Source organism: Streptomyces sp. CG4 (genome assembly GCF_041080655.1).
In the GTDB taxonomy this organism is placed as follows: Bacteria; Actinomycetota; Actinomycetes; order Streptomycetales; family Streptomycetaceae; genus Streptomyces.
Map to the genome: position 1 here is coordinate 148,961 of NZ_CP163526.1, position 18,762 is coordinate 167,722.

At 70.0% G+C, this 18,762-nt stretch carries 16 protein-coding genes; 14 read left to right on the forward strand and 2 right to left on the reverse strand.

Annotated features, from left to right (window positions below; genetic code table 11):
* Positions 1-672 precede the first annotated feature (672 nt).
* From AB5L52_RS45850 to AB5L52_RS45915, 14 genes are all read left to right on the forward strand, one after another.
* Complete coding sequence (locus tag AB5L52_RS45850; protein WP_351766558.1) at positions 673-927, forward strand: LuxR C-terminal-related transcriptional regulator; 255 nt, start codon at positions 673-675, stop codon at positions 925-927.
* 160 nt (positions 928-1,087) lie between these two features.
* A complete protein-coding gene (locus AB5L52_RS45855; protein ID WP_351577796.1) occupies positions 1,088-1,897 on the forward strand; it encodes a BTAD domain-containing putative transcriptional regulator in 810 nt (269 codons plus the stop codon).
* Between the two features lie 252 nt (positions 1,898-2,149).
* Positions 2,150-2,785: a sigma-70 family RNA polymerase sigma factor gene (locus AB5L52_RS45860; RefSeq protein WP_351577793.1), complete on the forward strand. Its 636-nt coding sequence runs from the start codon at positions 2,150-2,152 to the stop codon at positions 2,783-2,785.
* A gap of 222 nt (positions 2,786-3,007) precedes the next feature.
* On the forward strand, positions 3,008-4,570 hold the full coding sequence (locus AB5L52_RS45865) for an aldehyde dehydrogenase (RefSeq protein WP_369369209.1): 1,563 nt from the start codon (positions 3,008-3,010) through the stop codon (positions 4,568-4,570).
* Positions 4,571-4,655: 85 nt separating this feature from the next.
* The gene (locus AB5L52_RS45870; RefSeq protein ID WP_351577854.1) at positions 4,656-5,780 is read left to right on the forward strand and encodes an acyl-CoA dehydrogenase family protein; all 1,125 of its coding nucleotides are present in this window, start codon (positions 4,656-4,658) and stop codon (positions 5,778-5,780) included.
* A gap of 35 nt (positions 5,781-5,815) precedes the next feature.
* Positions 5,816-7,072 carry an aminotransferase class III-fold pyridoxal phosphate-dependent enzyme gene (locus AB5L52_RS45875; RefSeq protein ID WP_351577788.1) on the forward strand — a complete coding sequence of 419 codons (1,257 nt, stop codon included), beginning with the start codon at positions 5,816-5,818 and terminating at the stop codon, positions 7,070-7,072.
* Between the two features lie 32 nt (positions 7,073-7,104).
* Entirely contained in the window at positions 7,105-7,620 is a 516-nt protein-coding gene (locus AB5L52_RS45880; protein WP_351577785.1) for an SRPBCC family protein, read from the forward strand.
* A complete protein-coding gene (locus AB5L52_RS45885) occupies positions 7,620-8,162 on the forward strand; it encodes a flavin reductase family protein (protein WP_351577782.1) in 543 nt (180 codons plus the stop codon). Before AB5L52_RS45880 ends, AB5L52_RS45885 begins: the two co-directional genes overlap by 1 nt.
* A complete protein-coding gene (locus AB5L52_RS45890; protein WP_351577779.1) occupies positions 8,159-9,172 on the forward strand; it encodes a beta-ketoacyl-ACP synthase III in 1,014 nt (337 codons plus the stop codon). The genes AB5L52_RS45885 and AB5L52_RS45890 overlap by 4 nt, the downstream gene beginning before the upstream one ends.
* A 70-nt stretch (positions 9,173-9,242) precedes the next feature.
* Positions 9,243-9,482, forward strand: coding sequence for a phosphopantetheine-binding protein (locus AB5L52_RS45895; RefSeq protein WP_351577776.1), 240 nt, complete (start codon positions 9,243-9,245; stop codon positions 9,480-9,482).
* The gene (locus AB5L52_RS45900; RefSeq protein WP_351577773.1) at positions 9,482-10,720 is read left to right on the forward strand and encodes a beta-ketoacyl-[acyl-carrier-protein] synthase family protein; all 1,239 of its coding nucleotides are present in this window, start codon (positions 9,482-9,484) and stop codon (positions 10,718-10,720) included. The genes AB5L52_RS45895 and AB5L52_RS45900 overlap by 1 nt, the downstream gene beginning before the upstream one ends.
* A gap of 41 nt (positions 10,721-10,761) precedes the next feature.
* Complete coding sequence (gene fabI, locus AB5L52_RS45905) at positions 10,762-11,583, forward strand: enoyl-ACP reductase FabI (protein WP_369369157.1); 822 nt, start codon at positions 10,762-10,764, stop codon at positions 11,581-11,583.
* Complete coding sequence (locus AB5L52_RS45910) at positions 11,583-12,059, forward strand: MaoC family dehydratase (RefSeq protein ID WP_351577767.1); 477 nt, start codon at positions 11,583-11,585, stop codon at positions 12,057-12,059. Before fabI ends, AB5L52_RS45910 begins: the two co-directional genes overlap by 1 nt.
* 88 nt (positions 12,060-12,147) lie before the next feature.
* Positions 12,148-14,829, forward strand: a complete 2,682-nt coding sequence (locus AB5L52_RS45915) for a LuxR C-terminal-related transcriptional regulator (RefSeq protein WP_369369158.1) — start codon at positions 12,148-12,150, stop codon at positions 14,827-14,829.
* Between the two features lie 60 nt (positions 14,830-14,889).
* Here AB5L52_RS45915 and AB5L52_RS45920 read toward each other — a convergent pair whose 3' ends face one another.
* Together AB5L52_RS45920 and AB5L52_RS45925 are read right to left on the reverse strand one after the other, a co-directional pair.
* On the reverse strand, positions 14,890-16,152 hold the full coding sequence (locus AB5L52_RS45920) for a glycosyltransferase (protein ID WP_369369159.1): 1,263 nt from the start codon (positions 16,150-16,152) through the stop codon (positions 14,890-14,892).
* A gap of 731 nt (positions 16,153-16,883) precedes the next feature.
* Positions 16,884-18,089 (reverse strand): RNA-guided endonuclease InsQ/TnpB family protein, encoded by a 1,206-nt coding sequence (locus AB5L52_RS45925; protein WP_369369160.1) that lies wholly within the window; start codon positions 18,087-18,089, stop codon positions 16,884-16,886.
* Between the last annotated feature and the right edge of the window lie 673 nt (positions 18,090-18,762).

The window sequence follows — 18,762 nt, forward strand, 5'->3', positions numbered from 1 at the left end:
ATCCGCTGGTCTCGGTCCCACGGCGTCGTCCGCTCAAAGCCCACACCGCGGCGACCTGTCCACCGCCGAGCGCTATCTGGCCCGTGTTCCGGTCCACTCTCCCTCCGACAGGTTCACCGGGTCCTTCGCACGATGGGCCCATAGCCCGCTACGAACAGAGCTGCGTTCACCACGCGCAAACCCTGGAATTATTCGAACACCTGTTTGACAATGGCAGTCGGGACCTGTCGTCCGTCTGGCTGACGACCCTGGCACCCGAGGCGATCCGCCTCGCCCTGGAAGACTGCGATCTGGTCCGGGGCACGCGATCTGCACGCCCTCGTACTGGAACAGGCTGAGCAGGCCGAAGCCGGTGTGCTCACCCCCGGCCTGCTGCACTGCCAAGGACTCCTCGACGATCGTACGGACGCGCTGCTGGCGCGGCCGACGCATGCGACCGGCTCCGCCGCTCCTGGCAGGCGGCACGGTGCCACGAGGACACCGGCGTGCTGCTGACCCGGCGCGGTCACCGGGACGAGGCCCGCCACGAGCGGGAGCTGGCCGCTGCCGGCCATCAAGCGCTGAACGCGGCCCGGGACGTCGCGCCGGCCTGCGCGAGTTGGGGGTCCGGCACGGGGTACGCACGTCCGCCCCGCTCACGGCTGGCAGAGCGTGACCAACACCGAGCTCAAGGTGGCCGGTCTGGTCGCCGAAAGCCTGTCCAACCCGGACATCGCCGAGCGTCTGTTCATCTCCCGCAGGACCGTCCAGATCCACGTCCAGCATCCTGGCCAAACTGGACCTGACCTCCCGCGTCGAAGTCGCCATCCGCATGGCACAGCAAGACGCACGTTGACACCGTCTCCGCTTTCTCGGAGACACATCCCCCGGCTTCTTCACGGACCTATCCGGCGCAGGGGATCCTGCCACCAGCTCTGCAGCCGGTAGGGGGCCGCGCGCGACGCCTATCAGTGACATGGCCGATGTTCGCCGGCCGCCGTCGGGGGACCGTTGGAGGCAGCTCGGGTCAGCCGGTACCGCTGCAGGCGGAGGCCGCCCCGGGTCCGCACATCCTCCCCGAGACCTACGAGTACCGGAGAAGCCGCTGATGTCCCCGGCCACACCATCGAACGCACCTGCGCTGAGTATCGGTGTGCTCGGCGCGCTCTCCGCGCTGCGCGATGGTCGAGCACTGGACCTCGGCTCGTTGCGGCAGCGCGCCGTCCTCGCCGCGTTGATCGTCGCGGACGGCCGCCCGCTCAGCACCGACAGCCTCATCTACGACGTGTGGCAGGACACTCCCCCGCGGTCAGCGGTCGGCACGCTCCACAGCTATGTCTCCCACCTGCGCCGAGCGCTGGAACCCGGCAAGGGCCCTCGGACGCGCAACTCGGTCCTGCGGTCCCGTGACGGCAGGTACAGCCTCGCCGTCGGCCGACTCCGGGTCGATGTGTGGGCCGTGCAGGACACCATCGACCTCGCGCGGCGGCGTCGGGAGCAGGGCCGCACACGAGCGGCGTCCGCTGCCTTCGAGGCCGCCCTCGGGCGGTGGCGGGGCGAGGCGTACACGGAGCTGCAAGGATACCGCTTCGCCCGGCGGGAGGCGTTCCGGCTGGAGGAACTGCGGCTGAGCGCCGTCGAAATGCGTGCGGACTGCGATCTCTCCTGGGGGCGCGACCCACATGCCGTGGTGCGCGACCTGAACGAGCCGTCGTCGCAGGAGCCGGCGCGGGAAGGGCTCAGCCGGGCTCTGATGGCCGCGCTGTGCCGAGCGGGCCGGTTCAACGACGCCGTACGCGTCTTCGACAGGACCCGGCGCGTACTCGCCGCGGAACTGGGCACCGACCCCGGCCCGGAATTGCGTCAGGCATTCACGGCGGCACTGCGGCAGCAGACACACCTGACCGGACCGGCGTAGGCAGCGACGCTCCCCACGTGACGCTGGGGCCATTCGAGACTCGTGCCATTCAAGTTCTGTCCAAGAAGAGCCCACCATCCTCGTCTCCGAGGGGCGGGACACATCGCGGTGCCCGGTGCAGGAGGCCGAAATCGCGAACCGCGCCAGGAATCGCAGCGCCTCCTTCTTACGGTCGTCGGACCGTAGCGACAACCGCCGCCCCCGTCACCAAGATGATCGCCGCAAGCAAGACCGAGCGGAGCAGTGGCAGGAATGGCGACGGAAGACCATCCCAACGGATCCCCGACAGCGGCCCATGCCGTCCGAAACCCCCCAGAGGCCGTCCAGCATCTGGATATCGGCGAACTCCTCGCCCGCTGCCGGCAGGACGACCAACACGCATGGGGCGAACTGATCCGTCGCTTCTCACCTCCGGTGCGGACAGTGGCCCGCTCTTTCCGGTTGCAACCGGTCGACTGCGAGGACGTCTGCCAGTTGACCTGGATCCAGATGATCGAGGGGATTCGCTCGATCCAGCACGCCAGCAAGTTGCGGGCCTGGGTCGTCACGGTCGCCCGGCGTGAGGCGATGCGTCACCGCGCCCGCTCCGACCGGCAGGTTCCGATGGGGGGCGGGCACGAGTTCCGCGACATCGTCGACACCTCGGTGACCCCGGAGGAGCGCGCGATGGCCCAGGCCGAGGCCGCTTCGGTGCGGGCCGCGGTACAGATGCTGGGACCGGACCAGCGCGCGCTGCTGCTCCTTCTGTTCTCCGAAACACCCGCCAGCTACACGGAGATCAGCGCGCGGCTAGGCATTCCGCACGGGTCGATAGGGCCCACTCGGCGACGGGCTCTGGAACAGATGAAGGCCCTCCTCGCATCTGAAGACTGGGTTAACGGCAGATAAATTCACGCATTCTTGTATCTACCGCCGCCAGACGGCGCCCTGTTGGGGTGACAACGCCACCCGGCGTGTGCGGGATTCGAGAAGTCTGGACGGAAAATGGGGTTGGAGATGGGCGGCGGCAGACACCGGGCCGATTCGAACGGCATCGGTGTATTCGAGCGGCTGCGATGCGACAAGACTCAGCCGGTACCGACCTACCCGTCCTATGTCAACGGCCAGGAAATCCACTCCGACCGGTATGCGTACACGGTCAGCAGCCGGTCCATATTGGAAGACGTATTCACCAGCCTCACACTCAAGCGCAGGCTTGAACAGGGCCGGCTGGATGTGAGCACCGTGGCTGACAAGGTCGTCGGGCGCTGCGCCGTCGCTGACGCCGAGACGGTCGAGGCGGCTGTGCGGGCCGCCGCCGCGGCGGCGCCGGTATGGGCGGCGTTCCCGCTGCAAGAGCGGGTTCGGGTGGCCGGGATCCTCCGCGAGCGGCTGCGGCGGCACAGCGCGGAACTGGTCGAGGTGCTGATCGCCGAGGGCAACCCCCGTGCCCTCGCCGAATGGCAGGTCGCCGGCATGCTCGAAGGCGCCAGCGAGGAGACCGTCGGCTGGTGCGCGGAGCAGCTGCACCGCGAGTTCCGGCACGGACCGCGCCGCCTGCTGGTGCGTCGCATGCCCGACGGCGTGGTGTGTGTGAACCCTCCGCAGAACGCCCCGGCGGCCAGCGCCCTGTTCGCGACCACAGCCCTGCTCGCGGGCAACGCCGTGGTCATCAGGGCACCGCAGAGCGGCCCCCTGGGCGTGATGTACGTGCTGCGCGAACTGGTCGTGCCGGCCCTGGCGCAAGTAGGCGCTCCGCCGGGCGTACTGAACGCCTTCTGCGCACGGCCCGCGCCGGTGCTGCAGTCCTGGCTGGACAGCCCGCTGGTGAACGACATCTTCTACACCGGCGGCGTGGAACGAGGCCTGGAGCTGGAGGCCGAGTGCGTGGCGAAGGGCAAGAAGCCCATCCTTGAGCTGGCCGGAAACGACTGCGTGGTCGTCTGGCGGGACGCCGACCTGGACCTGGCCGCCGAAGCGCTGACCGAGTGCTTCTACGGCTCCGGGCAGATCTGCATGCTGCCCAACCAGGTCGTGGTCCACCCAGAAGTCGCCGACGCCCTGATCGAGCGGTTGCGGGCCGCGGCGGCCGCCTTGCGCCCCGGCTATCCCGAGGACGAGGGCGCGCTGCTGTCCCCCGTACTGCGCAGCGAGCGCTTCTTCGCGTACATACGGGACGCGGTGGCGCGAGGGGCGACGGTCGTCCATGGGGCGCGTCGGCTGGAGGTGGACGGTTCGGTGTCGGACACCGGCCCGTTCCTGGAGCCCACCGTGATACGAGTGAACGGCCTCGACGGCTGCCGCGACGTCCAGGCGGTGGGCGAGGAGACGTTCTTCCCCCTGCTCCCGGTCGTCGTCCCGGAGCCGCAGGCCGACGACGCGCTGCTCGCGCGGATCATCGACCACGTCAACACCAATCGCTACGGCCTGCGCAACTCCCTGTGGGCCAGAAGCTCTTCGGTGGTGGACGAATTCGTGCGCAGGGTCGGCAACGGCGGCCTGCTGAAGGTCAACGACTCCCACATCGGCTTCGTGCCGTATCTGCCCAGCCACGGCGGTACCGGACTGACCGGAGGCGTCTTCGGCGAGGCCAACTACCTCATGCTGCGCACCTCTCATCTCCAGGGCGTATCCATCGCCCACGGCGTACGGCCTCGCAGCGCCGTCTTTGACGCCTACGACGCTCGCACCTGAGCCGTTCTTCACCCCTCCCCCGCACCCCGTCACCGCCCCGACCCGTACCGGCCGTCGCCGGAGCGAGGAGTCAGCCGTGCAGTTCATGGAAGCCGACAACCACACCTGCGACACACTCATGCCGGGCCTGCGCAAGAGCCTGGCAGCCATAGCGCTGAGCGAGCTGGAGTCCGAACAGAGCGGTGCCATCGACCTGTTCCGCGTCCACAGCGGACCGAATCTGGTCGTGCCGGCCTCGTACGGCGGCACCGGTGCCACGGCGCTGGAGGCGGTCCGGGCGGTCCGCGCGCTGGGCGCGGTCGCGCCGTCGCTGACCGTGGCGACGATGATGCACCACTTCTCGGTCGGTTCCCTGTTCGGCATGGCCGAGGTCGCCGGCACACCCACGTTGGAAGCGGCGCTGCGGCGCATCGCCGGCCAGCGGATGCTCGTGGCCTCCGGCTTCGCCGAGGGCCGGGTCGGCCAGGGCATCCTGGCCCCGACGATGCAGGCCCGCCCCGTCGACGGCGGATTCGTGATCAACGGGGTGAAGAAGCCGTGCAGCCTGGCGGACTCCATGGATCTGCTGACGGCCAGTGTCGCCCTGCCCTCCCCGGACGGCTCGACAGAGCTGGGACTGGCGCTGATCCCGGCCGACGTCGACGGGCTGACGGTCCACCCCTTCTGGTCGACCTTCGCCCTGGCCGGAGCCCAGAGCCATGAGGTGCGGCTGAACGACGTCTTCGTCGGTGCGGAAGAGGTCCTCGTCCCACAGCCGGAACTCATCGAGAAACTGCTGGAGTTGCACGGCGTCGGTCTCATCTGGTTCCAGATGATCATCTGCGCCGCCTACACGGGGATCGCCAGCAGGCTGGTGCACCAGGTGCTGGAACGGTCCCGCGGCACCGTCTCCGACCGCGCCGCCCTCGCGGTGCGGATCGAATCCGCCGCCGCTCTCACCGAGGGCCTGGCCCTGCGGGTGGACAGCGGTGAGACGGCCAACGACACGCTGGCGCGGGCTCTGGTCACCCGTTACGCCGTGCAGGACGCGGTGGTCGGTTCCGTCGGCCAGGCCGTGGAGCTGCTGGGCGGTATGGCCTACGTCTCCTCTTCCGACGTCGCCTATCTGGCCGCCGCCGCGCAGGCCATCGCCTTCCACCCGCCGTCCCGCACCAGCACGGCCGAGGGCCTGCTGGGCTACTTCGCCGGCCAGCCGCTGCTGGTGGGCTGACCGATCGGGTCCCGAACGAGAGGAGCGCAGCACTGATGACCATCACCACCTGGCCGGAGTGGCCCGAGGATCCGGTACGGACCGGCGAGCGGTGGCGCAGCCACCTCAGCAGGGGCCGGGCCGCGGTGGCCGAAATGGCAGGCAGTGAGGTGGAGATCGCCTCCTTTGGTGCCTGGGTGCGCACCAGCAGCGGCCGCGATCTGCTCAACTGCGGCGGCTACGGCGTCCTGATCACCGGTGCCCGGCACCCCCATGTGGTCGGCGAGGTCCAACGGCAGCTCACCACGAACCCGGTGTCCACCCGGATGCTGCTGGAGCCGGAGGTCGGACGGGCGGCCGAGGCGCTTGCCTCGGTGGCCCCCGCCGGCCTGGAGAAGGTGCACTTCGCCTGCTCCGGTGCCGAGGCCGTCGAGGCGGCACTGAAGATGGCCCGTACGCACGGCAAGTACCACCTGATCTCCATGGAGCGCGGCTACCACGGCAAGACGTTCGGAGCGCTGAGCGTGACCGCGCGCGAGGTGTTCCAGGCCCCGTTCCGACCGCTGCTGCCCGAGGTGTCCCATGTGCCCTTCGGCGATGCCGAGCGGCTGGAGAGCGAGCTGGCCCGGTACAAGGGGGTGGCCTGCGTCATCGTCGAACCGGTGCAGGGCGAGGGTGGTGTCATCGTCCCTCCCGACGGATATCTGCGCGACGTCCGGCGGCTGTGCGACGAATACGGCGCGTTCCTCATCCTGGACGAGGTGCAGACCGGCCTCGGCCGGCTCGGATCCTGGTGGGGCGCGGACCGCGACGGCATCGTCCCCGATGTCCTGCTGGTGGGCAAAGGCCTCAGCGGCGGGATCGTACCGGTGTCGGCGGCCGTGGCCACGCAGGAGGCGTTCGCCGCCTTCGACCGGGACCCCTTCATCCACACCTCCACCTTCTCCGGCAGCCCGCTGGCGGCCGCCGCCGCACGCGCCTCGATCGAGGCCATCGGCGACGACGGCCTGGTGGAGCGGGCCCGCCACCTCGGGGAGACGATCCGCCCGGAGCTGGCGCGCATCGCCCGCTCAGTCCTGGGCGACCGCGTCCGCGAGGTCCGCGGCCTGGGGCTGCTGATCGGCATCGAGTTCACCGTGCCGGGCCTGGCCGCCGATCTGCTGATCGAGCTGCTCGCGGCCGGTGTGATCGCCAACCACTCCCTCAACACCTCGCGCGTGCTGCGCCTGACTCCGCCGGCCGTGCTCACCGAACACGACGTGAGCGTGCTGCTGTCGGCGTTCGACCAAGCCGTGCACGCCGTACTCACCTGACGATCCGGCCGGACCAGACCGAGGAGCCCCCGATGAGGACCATTCACCTGCGGACCGTGGTGCCCGCCGATGATCCGGACAAGGCATTCGAAAGACTCGTCGACTTCACCGAGTACTCGACTCTGGCCGAGGACGTGCGGTCGGTGCGCGTCCACCCCGCACCACAACCCGGGCAGCCACGGGTCAGCGAGTGGGAGGTCAACTTCCGGCGCGGGATCATGAAGTGGTCCGAGCGCGATGTGATCGACCCTGTCCAGCGACGGGTGGTGTTCGACCAGATCGACGGCGACTTCGAGCGGCTCCAGGGCACCTGGCAGCTCGACGGGGCCGAGTCGGGCTGCGAGATCACCTTCGAAGCCACCTACGACTTCGGCATCGACAGCCTGGCCGGGATCATGGACCCGCCCGCCGAACGGGTGATCAAGCGGTCGATCTGCTCCGTACTCGCCGCCCTCTTCGGAGAGGTCACCGTCGTCGACGGTGGCGAGGCGCTGACCGACCTGGCGGCACCGGGCGAGGGCGTGCGCGTCGTGACCGGAGGCCGGTGATGGCCGCGCCCGCCGGGCCCATACAGGCAGCCTGGGCGCCGCAGTCCGCTCCTGATCCCGTCCACTTCTGGAGGGTGGCACGGCAGTTCGCCACCGGGGTCTCGGTAGTGACCACCGGTCAGGGGGTGTCCGCGCACGGGGCGACAGTGACCTCGTTCACCTTCATCTCCCAAGCTCCGCCCCTGGTCTCGGTGTGCCTGAAGCGGGAGAGCGTGCTGCTGGACCTGATCGGCCCGCGCGGCAGGTTCGCGGTCAATGTCCTCTCCAGCGAACAGACGTCACTTGCACGGCACTTCGCCGACCGGCGCCGCCTGCCCGGAGTGCGCCAGTTCGACGGAGTGTCCTGGAAATCCGGCCTGGACGGTATTCCCCTGCTGGCCAACGCGGTCGGATGGCTGTGGTGCCGGTCCTGGCGCCGGATCCGGGCCGGCGACCACGAGCTGATCCTGGCCGGTGTCACGGCGGTAGCCGACGGCATGGGCCGGCCGTTGCTCTACTTCGGTGGCCGGCTGCACCCTGGGGCGATCGAGGACACCCCATGAGCCCGCCCGTCCCGGTCGGCGTCGTGTGCGGAATCGGCTCGTGGGTTCCGCCTCGGGCCGTGACCAATGAGGAGCTGGCCCAGCGCCTGGACACCTCCGACGAATGGATCCGGACCCGGACCGGCATCAGCCGACGCCATGTGGTGAACCCGGGCGTTGCCACCTCGGAGCTGGCTGTCCAGGCAGGGAAACGCGCACTGTGGTCGTCCGGCCGACCCGATGCCGACGCGCTCGTCCTGGCCACCACCACACCGGACCGCTCGTGCCCGGCGACCGCTCCGGAAGTGGCCAGCCGCCTGGGACTGACCGGGATCGCGGCCTTCGACGTCGCGGCGGTCTGTACCGGGTTCGTCTACGCGCTGGCCGCGGGCACCGGGCTGATCAGCTCCGGGATCGCCCGGCGGGTCCTGGTGATCGGCGCCGATGCCTTCACCACGATCCTCGACCCGCAGGACCGCACCACCACCGCGATCTTCGGCGATGGGGCGGGCGCCGTGGTGCTGCGCGCCGGTGCCCCGGAGGAACCCGGCGCGATCGGGCCGTTCGACCTCGGCAGCGACGGCGAGCTGGCCGACCTGGTCGCGGTGGCGGCCGGAGGGTCACGCCAACGCTCCACCGGAGGACCGACGGCCGAGGCGGACCACTACTTCCGGATGGACGGCAAAGCGGTCTTCCGTCAGGCCGTGCTCCGGATGGCCGAGTCCGCCCAGCGTGTGCTGGAGCGGTCCGGCTGGCGGATCGAGGACGTGGACCGCTTCGTGGCCCATCAGGCCAACGCGCGGATCCTCGCCTCGGTCGCAGCCCGTCTCGACCTGGACGAGACGCGGGTGGTGCGCAATATCGACCGGGTCGGCAACACGGCTGCGGGCTCGGTCCCACTCGCGCTGGCCGACGCGGTGGCGGACGGCGTCATCCGGCCAGGCCACCGGGTACTGCTGAGCGCCTTCGGCGGCGGGCTGACCTGGGGTTCCACCGTACTGCGGTGGCCCGACTGCGCACCGGTCTCCTGACAGGCCGTCATCAGCCAATCCACACCTTTCCTTTCGTCAACCGCGTGATCGACATGATTGAGGAGTCCCCATGAGTGCCCTGTTCGACCACATGACCGCCCTGCTCTCGGAGCGATTCGGCATTCCCACCGAGGAGATCCGCCCGGAGGCGAAGCTGCGGAACCTCGATCTGGACTCGCTGGCCATGGTCGAGTTCAGCCTGGTCGCGGAGAAGGAGTACGGCATTCAGATCTCCGAGGACGACGTGTCCTCGGAGGACACCGTCGCCGATCTGGCCCGGGTGATCGAGGAGAAGGGCGGGAAGGTCTGATGTCGTACCGACACACGCGGTGCGACGTCGCGGTGACCGGCATCGGCCTGGTCACGCCGGGCGGCGTAGGAGTGTGGCCCAGCTGGGAACGGATCCTGCGGGGCGAATCCACCGCCGCCTCGGCCGATCCCGAACTGACGGGCCTTCCCGTCGACTTCAGCTGCCGTGTGCCGGGGTTCGACGCCGACCAGCTGCTGGGCCGACGGATCGCGTGGCGGCAGGACCGCTTCGTGCACCTGGGGCTGGTGGCCGCCCGCGAGGCGCTCGCCGACGCCGGCCTTGATCCGAAGAGCTGGGACGGCAGCCGGGTGGGCATCGTCGTCGGCAACGCGCTCGGCGGGACCAAGCTGTTCGAGGAGGCGCGCAGCACGCTGGACTCCGAAGGGGCGGGGAAGGTGTCCCCCGTGCTGATCCCGCAGATGGGGCAGAGTTCGCTGGGCGGCTTCCTCTCCATCGACTGCGGGGCCACCGGACCGAACATCACCACGGTGACCGCGTGCGCCTCCGGCGCGACCGCCATCGGCACGGCCCGCGACCTGCTGCGGGCGGGCGTGTGTGACGTGGTGCTGACCGGCGGCACCGAGTCGGCGATCAGTCCGACGATCATCGCCGGCTTCCATCAGCTGGGTGCGCTGTCGAAGCGGGGCGACGACCCGGCCGGCGCGTCCCGGCCGTTCGACGACGGCCGCGACGGCTTCGTGGCCGCCGAGGGGGCCGGGATGTTGGTGCTGGAACGGGCCGCCGACGCCCGCGCCCGCGGAGCCCAGCCACTGGCCCTGCTCAGCGGTTACGGGGCCTCCGCGGACGCCTACCACCCCACGGCGCCCCGGGCCGACGGGGCCGGAGTGGAACAGGCGGTGCGGATGGCGCTGGCCGACGCCGGAATCGGGCCGCAGGAGGTGGATCACATCAACGCGCACGGCACGTCGACACCACTCAACGACGCCGCCGAAGCCCAGGTGATCCGGCGGATCTTCGGCGACCGGCCCGTGGTCACCTCGGTCAAGGGCGCCCTCGGGCACACCCTCGGCGCGGCGGGTGCCATCGAGGCGATCTGCACGGTCCTGTCGGTCCGGCACGGTGTCGTACCGCCGACGGCGAACCTCGACAGTCCGGACCCACGGGTCGAGTTGGACATCGTCACCAAGGTGCACCGCACGATGCCGGTGCGCACCGCGGTCAGCAACTCCTTCGGTTTCGGCGGGCTGAACGCGGTGCTCGTCTTCAACGCCGCGTGAGGCGGCGGAGGTTCACCTCTCGCGTAGGAAGGCATGGACAGTTGTTGTTGCAGAACAAGAGACTCCTCGTCACCGGGGTGCTCACGGAAAGTTCGATCGCCTACCGCATCGCCCGGATCGCCCAGGAGCAGGGAGCCGAGGTCGTGCTCACCGGGTTCGGTCGCGGGCTGGGGATCACGCGCGCGGTGGCGGAGCGGCTGCCGGCCCCTTGTGACGTCCTCGAGATGGATGTGACGAAGCCCGAGCACCTCGAACGGGTCGCCGAGGACCTCCGGCAGCGCTGGGGCCGGCTCGACGGGGTGGTCCACGCGGCCGCCTTCGCACCGGCCTCCGCGCTCGGCGGAGGGTTCCTCACCGCCGCGTGGGAGGACGTCGCCACCGCGTTCCATGTGTCCACCTACTCGTTCGCCGCCTTCGGCCGGGTCTTCGGTCCGTTGCTGGCCGCCTCCGAGCACGGGTCGTTGGTGGGGCTCGACTTCGACGCCGACCGGGCCTGGCCGGGCTACGACTGGATGGGCGTCGCCAAAGCCGGTCTGGAGAGCTGCTGCCGCTACCTCGCCCGGGAGCTGGGGCCCCAGGGGGTACGGGTGAACCTGGTGGCCGCCGGGCCGCTGAGGACGATGGCCGCCAAGTCCATCGAGGGCTTCGCGGCTTCGGAGCAGCTGTGGCCCCGGCTGGCACCGCTCGGCTGGGATGTCGGCGACGCCGAACCCGTCGGCCGGGTGGTGTGCGCGCTGCTGTCGGGCTGGCTGCCCGCGGTGACGGGGGAAGTGCTGCACGTCGACGGCGGGGCCCACGCGATCGGCGCGCCAGCCCAGGACGAGCCCGGGAATTCCCCGGCAGCGGTGAAGGAGCCTACGTGATGCGCGTGTTCAACACCCCCGCCGACCTGGCGCTGGCCATCGGCGACCGGCTGGGCGAGAGCCCATGGCGTCGCGTCGACCAGCGGCAGATCGACCAGTTCGCCGAAGCCACCGGCGACCACCAGTGGATTCACATCGATACCGAGCGAGCCCGCACCGGTCCGTTCGGCGGGACCATAGCCCACGGCTTTCTGACCGTGTCCCTGCTGCCTTCGCTGCTGAACCAGATCGTCCGGATCGACGGCGTGGAACTGACGCTCAACTCCGGAGTCGACAAGCTGCGGTTCCACCGCCCCGTACCGGCCGGGGCACGCGTGCGTGCCGTCGCCCATCTGACCTCGGTGAAGCCACGAGCCGGCGGCTTCACCGAGGTGGTGCTCTCGGCCTCCCTGGAGGTCGAGAACCGGCGCCGGGCTGCCCTCACCGCGGACGTGCGTGCGTTGCTGCGCGCCGCGGAGCCCGCGCCGGCCGCATGAGCGCGTGGGGGTCCGGTGGCGGGCAGCGGACCCCCACGCGCTCCCAGCCGGACGGGTCCAGGTGACGGGCAGGGACGAAGGAGGACCAGTGGGCCGCAGGCTGGCGCCCGGAATCCTCGGACTGCGGGGCGAATTCGAGGAACTGCGCGGCCATCTGGTGCGGGCGCTCCTCTCGGGACCGTCGGTGATCACCGTCCGCGGAGTACCGGGCAGCGACAGGACGAGGCTGTTCGGCGCTGCGATCGACATCGCCGCCGACGTCGGATACCGGGTGGGCACCGGGCGAAGCCGCCCACCGATTCGGGACCGCGCCTTCGGCGTCGTACACCAGATGCTCGACGAGCTCCTGGCACAGGGCGAGAGTCCGTGGGCGACCTCCCAGGCCCGAACGGTCATGGAGGAACGGTCGGCCGATGCGATGTTTCCCGCATTCGACCGGCTGCTGGCGCGTCTGGCGACACACGAACCCGTACTGCTGGCCCTCGACTACGCAGATCTGTGCGACGCCGCGTCACTGCGCTACCTGGCCCACGCGATGCGACGCGTTCATGGCAAGCCGGTGGTCCTTGTTCTGGCACATGACGACACCGAACAGGCCGCCGCGGACGCGTCCTTCCGGGAGTTGACGGCCACGGCGCACCGCGTCTCCGCGGAGGGCCGCTCCTCACCGGACACGGCCGCCTGCGTCTCCCGGACGGCGGGTCCCCAGGCCGCCGACGCCGCCACCCGGGACGGACTCACCCCCGGACCGGCCGACATCGACGAGTGGCTCGGTGACCGGCTCAGCCGCCATCCCGCCTCGACGACCCTGGCGCAGGCGATCGCGATCCTCGGCGACGACGCCGATTTCGGCCGCGCGGCGGCCCTGGCCCGGCTCGACCTCGATGACGCCTCCGCCAGGCTCGACCGCCTCATCCTGCTCGGGCTGGTAGACAAGACACTCCCGCTGCGCTTCCGGTACGACGTCCTGCGTGCCGCGGTCCTCGACGCCATCCCCATGGGCACGCGCATCGCCTGGCACACCCGCGCCGCCAAACTGCTCCACGAGGCGGGCGAGCCCGACGAGACTGTAGCCGCGCATCTGCTGCACGCCGACGTCGTCCGGATCGGCTGGGCCGCACCCACACTGCGATCCGCCGCCCGACACGCGATGGGGCGCGGCGAGCCGGAGCAGGCCGTGCCCCTGCTGCGCCGGGCCCTGACAGCCCGCTCGACACCCGCGCATCGCGCGGCCGTGCTCCGCGAACTCGGCACCGCCGAGCTGGCCTTCGACCACTACGCAGGCACCGCCACGCTGCGGGCCGCCCTGGAGAACGCACCAGACGCAGACGAGGCAGCCCACACCTCTCTCATCCTGGTGCCCGCCCTGCTCTCGACCGAGTCCAACGAGGAAGCGATCACGGTCGCGGACCAGGTGGCCGCATGGGTGACCGAGGGGGACCCTGACACCGCCTGGCACCTGGGCAGCCTGGCCTACCAGGCCGCGCTCAGCCGACTGGACACCGTCGCTGACGCCACGGCCCGGTCCGTGGCCCTGTTCAGCAAGGCGCCGGAGGACCCCCGCCTGCGACAGGCCCGGCTGGCCTACCTCGCCCATCACCACAGTTGGCGTGGCCTGGACCGCCCGAACGTCGTTCGGTACGCCACGGAATCGCTCCGCGATCCGCCCCCGGGAATGGCCCAGAGCCCCTACCACCTCGCCCTGCTGTCCCTGCTGTACGCCGACGCACTCGGCAACGCCGATGCGGCCCTGCAGCAGCTGGAGACGAGCGCCGTGGGCAAGGGATCCCGCTGCGACCGGGCCGCCGTGGTGCTGCTGCGCGGCGTCGCCTTCCGGATGTCCGGGATCCTTGACGCCGCGCTGAACGGCTTCCGCACAGCGCACGGCCTCCTCGACGCCTGGAGTGCGGGGAACCCGACCCGCGAGGGCATGTGGTGCCTGGCGCGGATGGCCGAAACGCTCGTCGAGCAGGGGGGCATCGAGGAAGCTCATGAACTTCTGGCGCAGCGCGGCCTGTTGGGAGAACTTCCCGACCTGGTGCACTACAACTGGGTCCTCTTCGCACGCGGTCGCATCCGCATGGCCCTCGGTGATCACGAAGGCGCCCTGGCGGACCTCCTGGAGTGCGGATCCCGCCTCGCGGAGTGGGGTATGGACAACCCGGCCGTGCTGCCGTGGCGATCGCAGGCGGTGTCTTCCTGTCTCGCCCTTGGTGACCGCCGCCGGGCGCGCGAGCTGGCCGAGCAGGAGCTGGCCGCCGCACTGCGCTGGGGAACGCCCCGCGCGGCGGGAACCGCCCGGGCAGCCCTGGGGCGGGCGAGCATCGGCCCGGAGGCGACCAAGCTACTGGCCGACGCGGTGGCCGTCCTACGGGAGTCGCCAGCACGTCTGGAACTGGCACACGCGCTGTACGCCCTGGGCGTGGCGTGCCGCGGCCAAGGGCGATTGAACGAGGCCCGCGAGCACCTGGTGACGGCCGAGACCTTGGCCCAGCGATGCAGTGCCGGACCACTGGCCGTCCGCGCGGCGCAAGAGCTGGCGGGGATCAACCCGTCATCCGGCTCGGACGCACCCTGGGGCCCGTTGACCCGGCAGCAGCGGCGCGTCGCCGAGCTCGCCGCACAGCGCCTGAGCAACAGGCAGATCGCCGTACAGCTGGATGTCACCGTGCGGTGCGTGGAGTTCCATCTGTCCGCCGCATATCGCAAATTGGGTATCTCGGGGCGCCATGAGCTGCGCGGAGTGCTGGGCATCGGCGCCGGTGGTTAGGCGCCGCCCGACCAGGTCCGTGACCGGCCCGTGCGCCGATGGGCGGCGCCCACTCCACCGTCAGCGCCGCAGGCCCGTCAACCACTGCTCCAGCACATCAGCCGCACGCTCCGCACCACGTTCGGCGGCCACGCGCCCCTGAAGAGCACGGGCTCGTTCCCGCATGGGCCCCTCGACATCGGCCGCACGGCCCACCGCCTCGGCCAGGTTCTCGGCGGACAATTGCCGGATCGACAGGGGCGATGTGCCAACTCCCAGCGCGTGCAGGCGCTCTCCCCAGAAGGGCTGATCGAAGAAGAACGGGGTCGTGACCTGGGGCACACCGGCACGCAGAGCCGCCGCGACGGTGCCCGCACCGCCGTGGTGGACCACTGCAGCCATGCGAGGAAAGAGCCACTGGTGCGGAGCCCCGCCGATGACATGGAACTCGTTGTCCGAAGGCTCGGCGTCGGGGTCACCGAGCAGCACGCCACGCAATCCGGCCCGGCGCAGAGCGTCCCGTACCACCTCTCCGGTACCCCGCTGATCCTTCGGAACCATGCTGCCGAAGCCCACGAAGACCGGCGCCGGCCCGGCGGCTAGGAACTCCTGCAGGTCCGGCGGCGGCGTCCACGAGGCAGGCGTCTCGGTGAACCAGTACCCCGTGACGTGCACGAAGGACGGCCAGTCAGCAGGCCGCGGAACGACGGACGGGCTGAACCCACAGAGCAGCGGGTGCCCGGCGCGCCTCAGCTGCGCGGAGGGTGCGCGCAGCGGCGGCCGCGGCCCGGCAGTCGCCCGCCGAGCCAGGGCTGCACGGACGCAGAGCCACATCACGCTCTCCACCGCGCCGTGACTCCACCGGTTGCCCCAGGCGCCGAGTGAGCGCCGTTGGGAGAGCTGGATGGTGGGGAAGGTCCGGGACGGATATGTGGGCTGGAGCCCGCCGTAGGCGAACGGGATGGACGGCGGCACGATCGCGGGCCGGAACATCATCCCGAGCAGGGAGCACACGACCGCGTCGGCCGCCGCGCACTCCCCCGCCGCATCGGCGACGACTTGGTCGACATAGGACGCCGCCAGCGGCTCCAGTCGCCGAGCCAGGCGCAGCGGGTTCCGTTCCGCGCCGAGCCACTGCTGTCCGTCTTCGCTCTTCAGGACCTGCTCGACGTCCACATCGATCGGTATGTGGTCCAGCCCGGACTGACGCACCAGTTCGGCGTAGCACTGCCCGGTGGCGATGCTCACCCGGTGTCCGCGCGCCTTGAGTACGCGGCCGACAGCCAGGTAGGGCTGGGTGTCACCGCGAGAACCGAGTGCGAGGAAAATGATTCGGTAGCTCATGCTGCCGGACGCTAGGCAAGGGCGGTAGCATCATGCATCGATGTCACAGGGCTATTGGCGCAGCTGCCGGCAATCGGTTAGCATCCCCGGATCCGCTACCCCGCCGATTCCATTTCGAGTGTTCTCAAGACACTTTGCGGTGCGGGGCAATGAACATCGGCGAGACCGTGAGCCCGTAGCTGCTTCTCTTCTGTGATCGTCTGCTCAGTTCAGTTGCACGGATCTCGCCTCGAACCTGAACAAACAGCGAACGGCACGATAAATTCACACGCTCTCGTATCTGCGGGCGACGCCCGGTGCCCTGTTCACATGACGACGCCGACCGGTGTTTGCCGAAATCGAGACAGACAACGGGCGTCAAAGAAATACCCGAATCCCGGGCCAAGCGCATGCACATCGTCCAGCGGTCGGTCGCCGCGGGACTCCAAGCGCCGGGGCAATCGCCGCGACCGCACCGGTGCAGGCAGCCACGACGTCCCGGGGCATCGAGGTGCCTGACCCCGCGCTCCACATCCTTGGAAGTGAACAGGGCGCCCGACGACCGTCAGGAAGCATGCGCCCTGAGCCGATCACCCCGTCGGGTGTTCCGCAAGTCGTTCCACCAGCAGCGTTCCGAACGTCCCGTACGGAGCCGACGTCCGGTACGGTCCGGTCATGCGAACCGACAACCGTTCCTAATCAGTGGGAGCGGGATTGACTGCTCCCCTGCCTGAAGGGAGGGGATTCCTGGCTCAGGCTGCCTGCTGAGGCAGCGCCTCAGCGGGTCTTGTGCCCTTGGCACCAGCCGGGTTCAGACCCGCCCGGACCAGCATCACGCGGGCGGAGTTCTTATCCCGGGGGGATACGGCTCCGCACGCGGTGCAGGCGTAGGTTCTCTCGGAAAGAGGTAGTGCGTGCTTGGTTCTCGCGCCGCACTGCGCACAGTCCATGGTGGTGTGCGCGGGGTGTACCAGGTGCACGGTGCGCCCGTGCTTGCGGGCCATCTCAACAAGCGCGCGCTTCGCGGCGCCGATCGAGGCATCGGCCGCCTTGCGCGCCATCGAGGTTTTCGCGAGGAACTTCGGGCGGAAGTCCTCCACCGCCAGTACGTCGTGGTCACGGACCACGGACTTGGCCCATGTGCGGGCGGTGTCCTGCCGCTGCCGGGCCACCTTGGTAGGCAGCCTGGCTGTCTGCGCCTTCGCCTCCCGGTAGCCGCGGGATGCGGCGTGGCCGCGCGCCGGCCGGCGCCGGGCCATCATCCGCTGGTAGCGGGCGAGCTTCTGTGCGGCCGTCCTGCCGTGCTGCGGGTGCGGAAGGTCGTGGGCGTCCGATGTGGTGGTAGCCGTCTCCTTGACACCCCAGTCGATCCCGATCACACGCCCCGTGGGAGCGAGAGGCTTCACGGGCGCGGGTACGACGAACGAGGTGTACCACGCCCCGGTGGCGTCCTGGTACACACGCACGCTGGACGGCTGTGCGGGAAGCTCACGGGACCACACCCCCCGCACCACGATGTCGCCGGCGAGATGCAGACGGCCGTCTTTGAGCCGGAAACCGCGCCGGATGCAGTTCAGCGTCGGCCGCGTTTCCCGCTTCTTCTTCCAGCGCGGCATCCCGGCCCGGCGGTGCTGCGGGACACGGTCCTTGATGTCCTTCAGCGCCTTGGCGCGCGACGTCCCGAAATCGCGTATCGACTGCTGCTGAGGAACACTCGGCCCAGCGGCCAGCCAGGGAGTTACCCGCCGCGCCTGGGTCAGCATCTTGTCCAGCGCGGCCGGGCCGGCCTTTTCACCCTCGGTGTGGGCCTTCTTCGAACGGGCCACGCACTCGTTCCAGATCCACCGGCAGCGTGCCCATTCCGCTTCGAGCGCCACGCGGGCCGTCTTCGACAGGCGCACACGACACGTGTACCGGGCATGCCCGGCATCCCCACCCGTGACGGCTTCTGTCGTCATTCACCCGAACCTACCCGATAAGGACTGACAGTTGAGAGTTCTTGATCATTGTGGGCTACCTCATCCTGCCACGGGGTGGCCGCCGGATCGCCCAGACGGCGATCCAGCTGTTCCTGCCCTGCACCGCAGGAATCCGATTCCTCCCCGGCCCGAAGGCCGGGACATCCTCGCAGGCACCGGGTGAACCGCTCCGCCAGGCCGTCCGCGTCAGCCCGCTGGGCCGCCTCAGCGGGCACCGCGGGTACGTAGTCGATGATCGTGACGTGGTGCCCGCGAGCGGCGAGGCGCGCCGCGTCACCGCCGTCCCCTCCGACGAGGTCGACGACGCACAGTGGCTCATCTGGCAGACCGTCGAGTCGGCGGACCAAGTTCGCCTCGGCAATCGCATAGCGCAGGCGGCTCCAAGGAGCGTCCTGCCACTCCTCCCAGGTGGATATGGCTGTGGTGAACTTCTCGGGCGACTCAGGTATCTGGCGACGAAAGCGGTCAGCTCGGGACCGCTCTGGATGCGGGTAGCCGTGCCGAAGTCGCACCGGCTCCACAGCAACGGGCCCGGTCAGGGGCTACTCCGTTGCCTTTTTCGGCGGGTACTACTGGGCCCCCCGCTCGGCGACATCAGGAACGGGGCCGGTACGCCGACGGATTCCGGTGCCGAACCTGACCACTGCAATCC

What these genes read in the sequence shown, in the direction of transcription:
- AB5L52_RS45885 (WP_351577782.1), top strand. Translation starts at nt 7,620, where the DNA reads ATGGCCGCGCCCGCCGGGCCCATACAGGCAGCCTGGGCGCCGCAGTCC.
- AB5L52_RS45895 (WP_351577776.1), top strand. Translation starts at nt 9,243, where the DNA reads ATGAGTGCCCTGTTCGACCACATGACCGCCCTGCTCTCGGAGCGATTC.
- AB5L52_RS45920 (WP_369369159.1), bottom strand. Translation starts at nt 16,152, where the DNA reads ATGAGCTACCGAATCATTTTCCTCGCACTCGGTTCTCGCGGTGACACC.
- AB5L52_RS45875 (WP_351577788.1), top strand. Translation starts at nt 5,816, where the DNA reads ATGACCATCACCACCTGGCCGGAGTGGCCCGAGGATCCGGTACGGACC.
- AB5L52_RS45860 (WP_351577793.1), top strand. Translation starts at nt 2,150, where the DNA reads ATGGCGACGGAAGACCATCCCAACGGATCCCCGACAGCGGCCCATGCC.
- AB5L52_RS45900 (WP_351577773.1), top strand. Translation starts at nt 9,482, where the DNA reads ATGTCGTACCGACACACGCGGTGCGACGTCGCGGTGACCGGCATCGGC.
- AB5L52_RS45925 (WP_369369160.1), bottom strand. Translation starts at nt 18,089, where the DNA reads ATGACGACAGAAGCCGTCACGGGTGGGGATGCCGGGCATGCCCGGTAC.
- AB5L52_RS45855 (WP_351577796.1), top strand. Translation starts at nt 1,088, where the DNA reads ATGTCCCCGGCCACACCATCGAACGCACCTGCGCTGAGTATCGGTGTG.
- AB5L52_RS45870 (WP_351577854.1), top strand. Translation starts at nt 4,656, where the DNA reads ATGGAAGCCGACAACCACACCTGCGACACACTCATGCCGGGCCTGCGC.
- AB5L52_RS45910 (WP_351577767.1), top strand. Translation starts at nt 11,583, where the DNA reads ATGCGCGTGTTCAACACCCCCGCCGACCTGGCGCTGGCCATCGGCGAC.
- AB5L52_RS45890 (WP_351577779.1), top strand. Translation starts at nt 8,159, where the DNA reads ATGAGCCCGCCCGTCCCGGTCGGCGTCGTGTGCGGAATCGGCTCGTGG.
- AB5L52_RS45880 (WP_351577785.1), top strand. Translation starts at nt 7,105, where the DNA reads ATGAGGACCATTCACCTGCGGACCGTGGTGCCCGCCGATGATCCGGAC.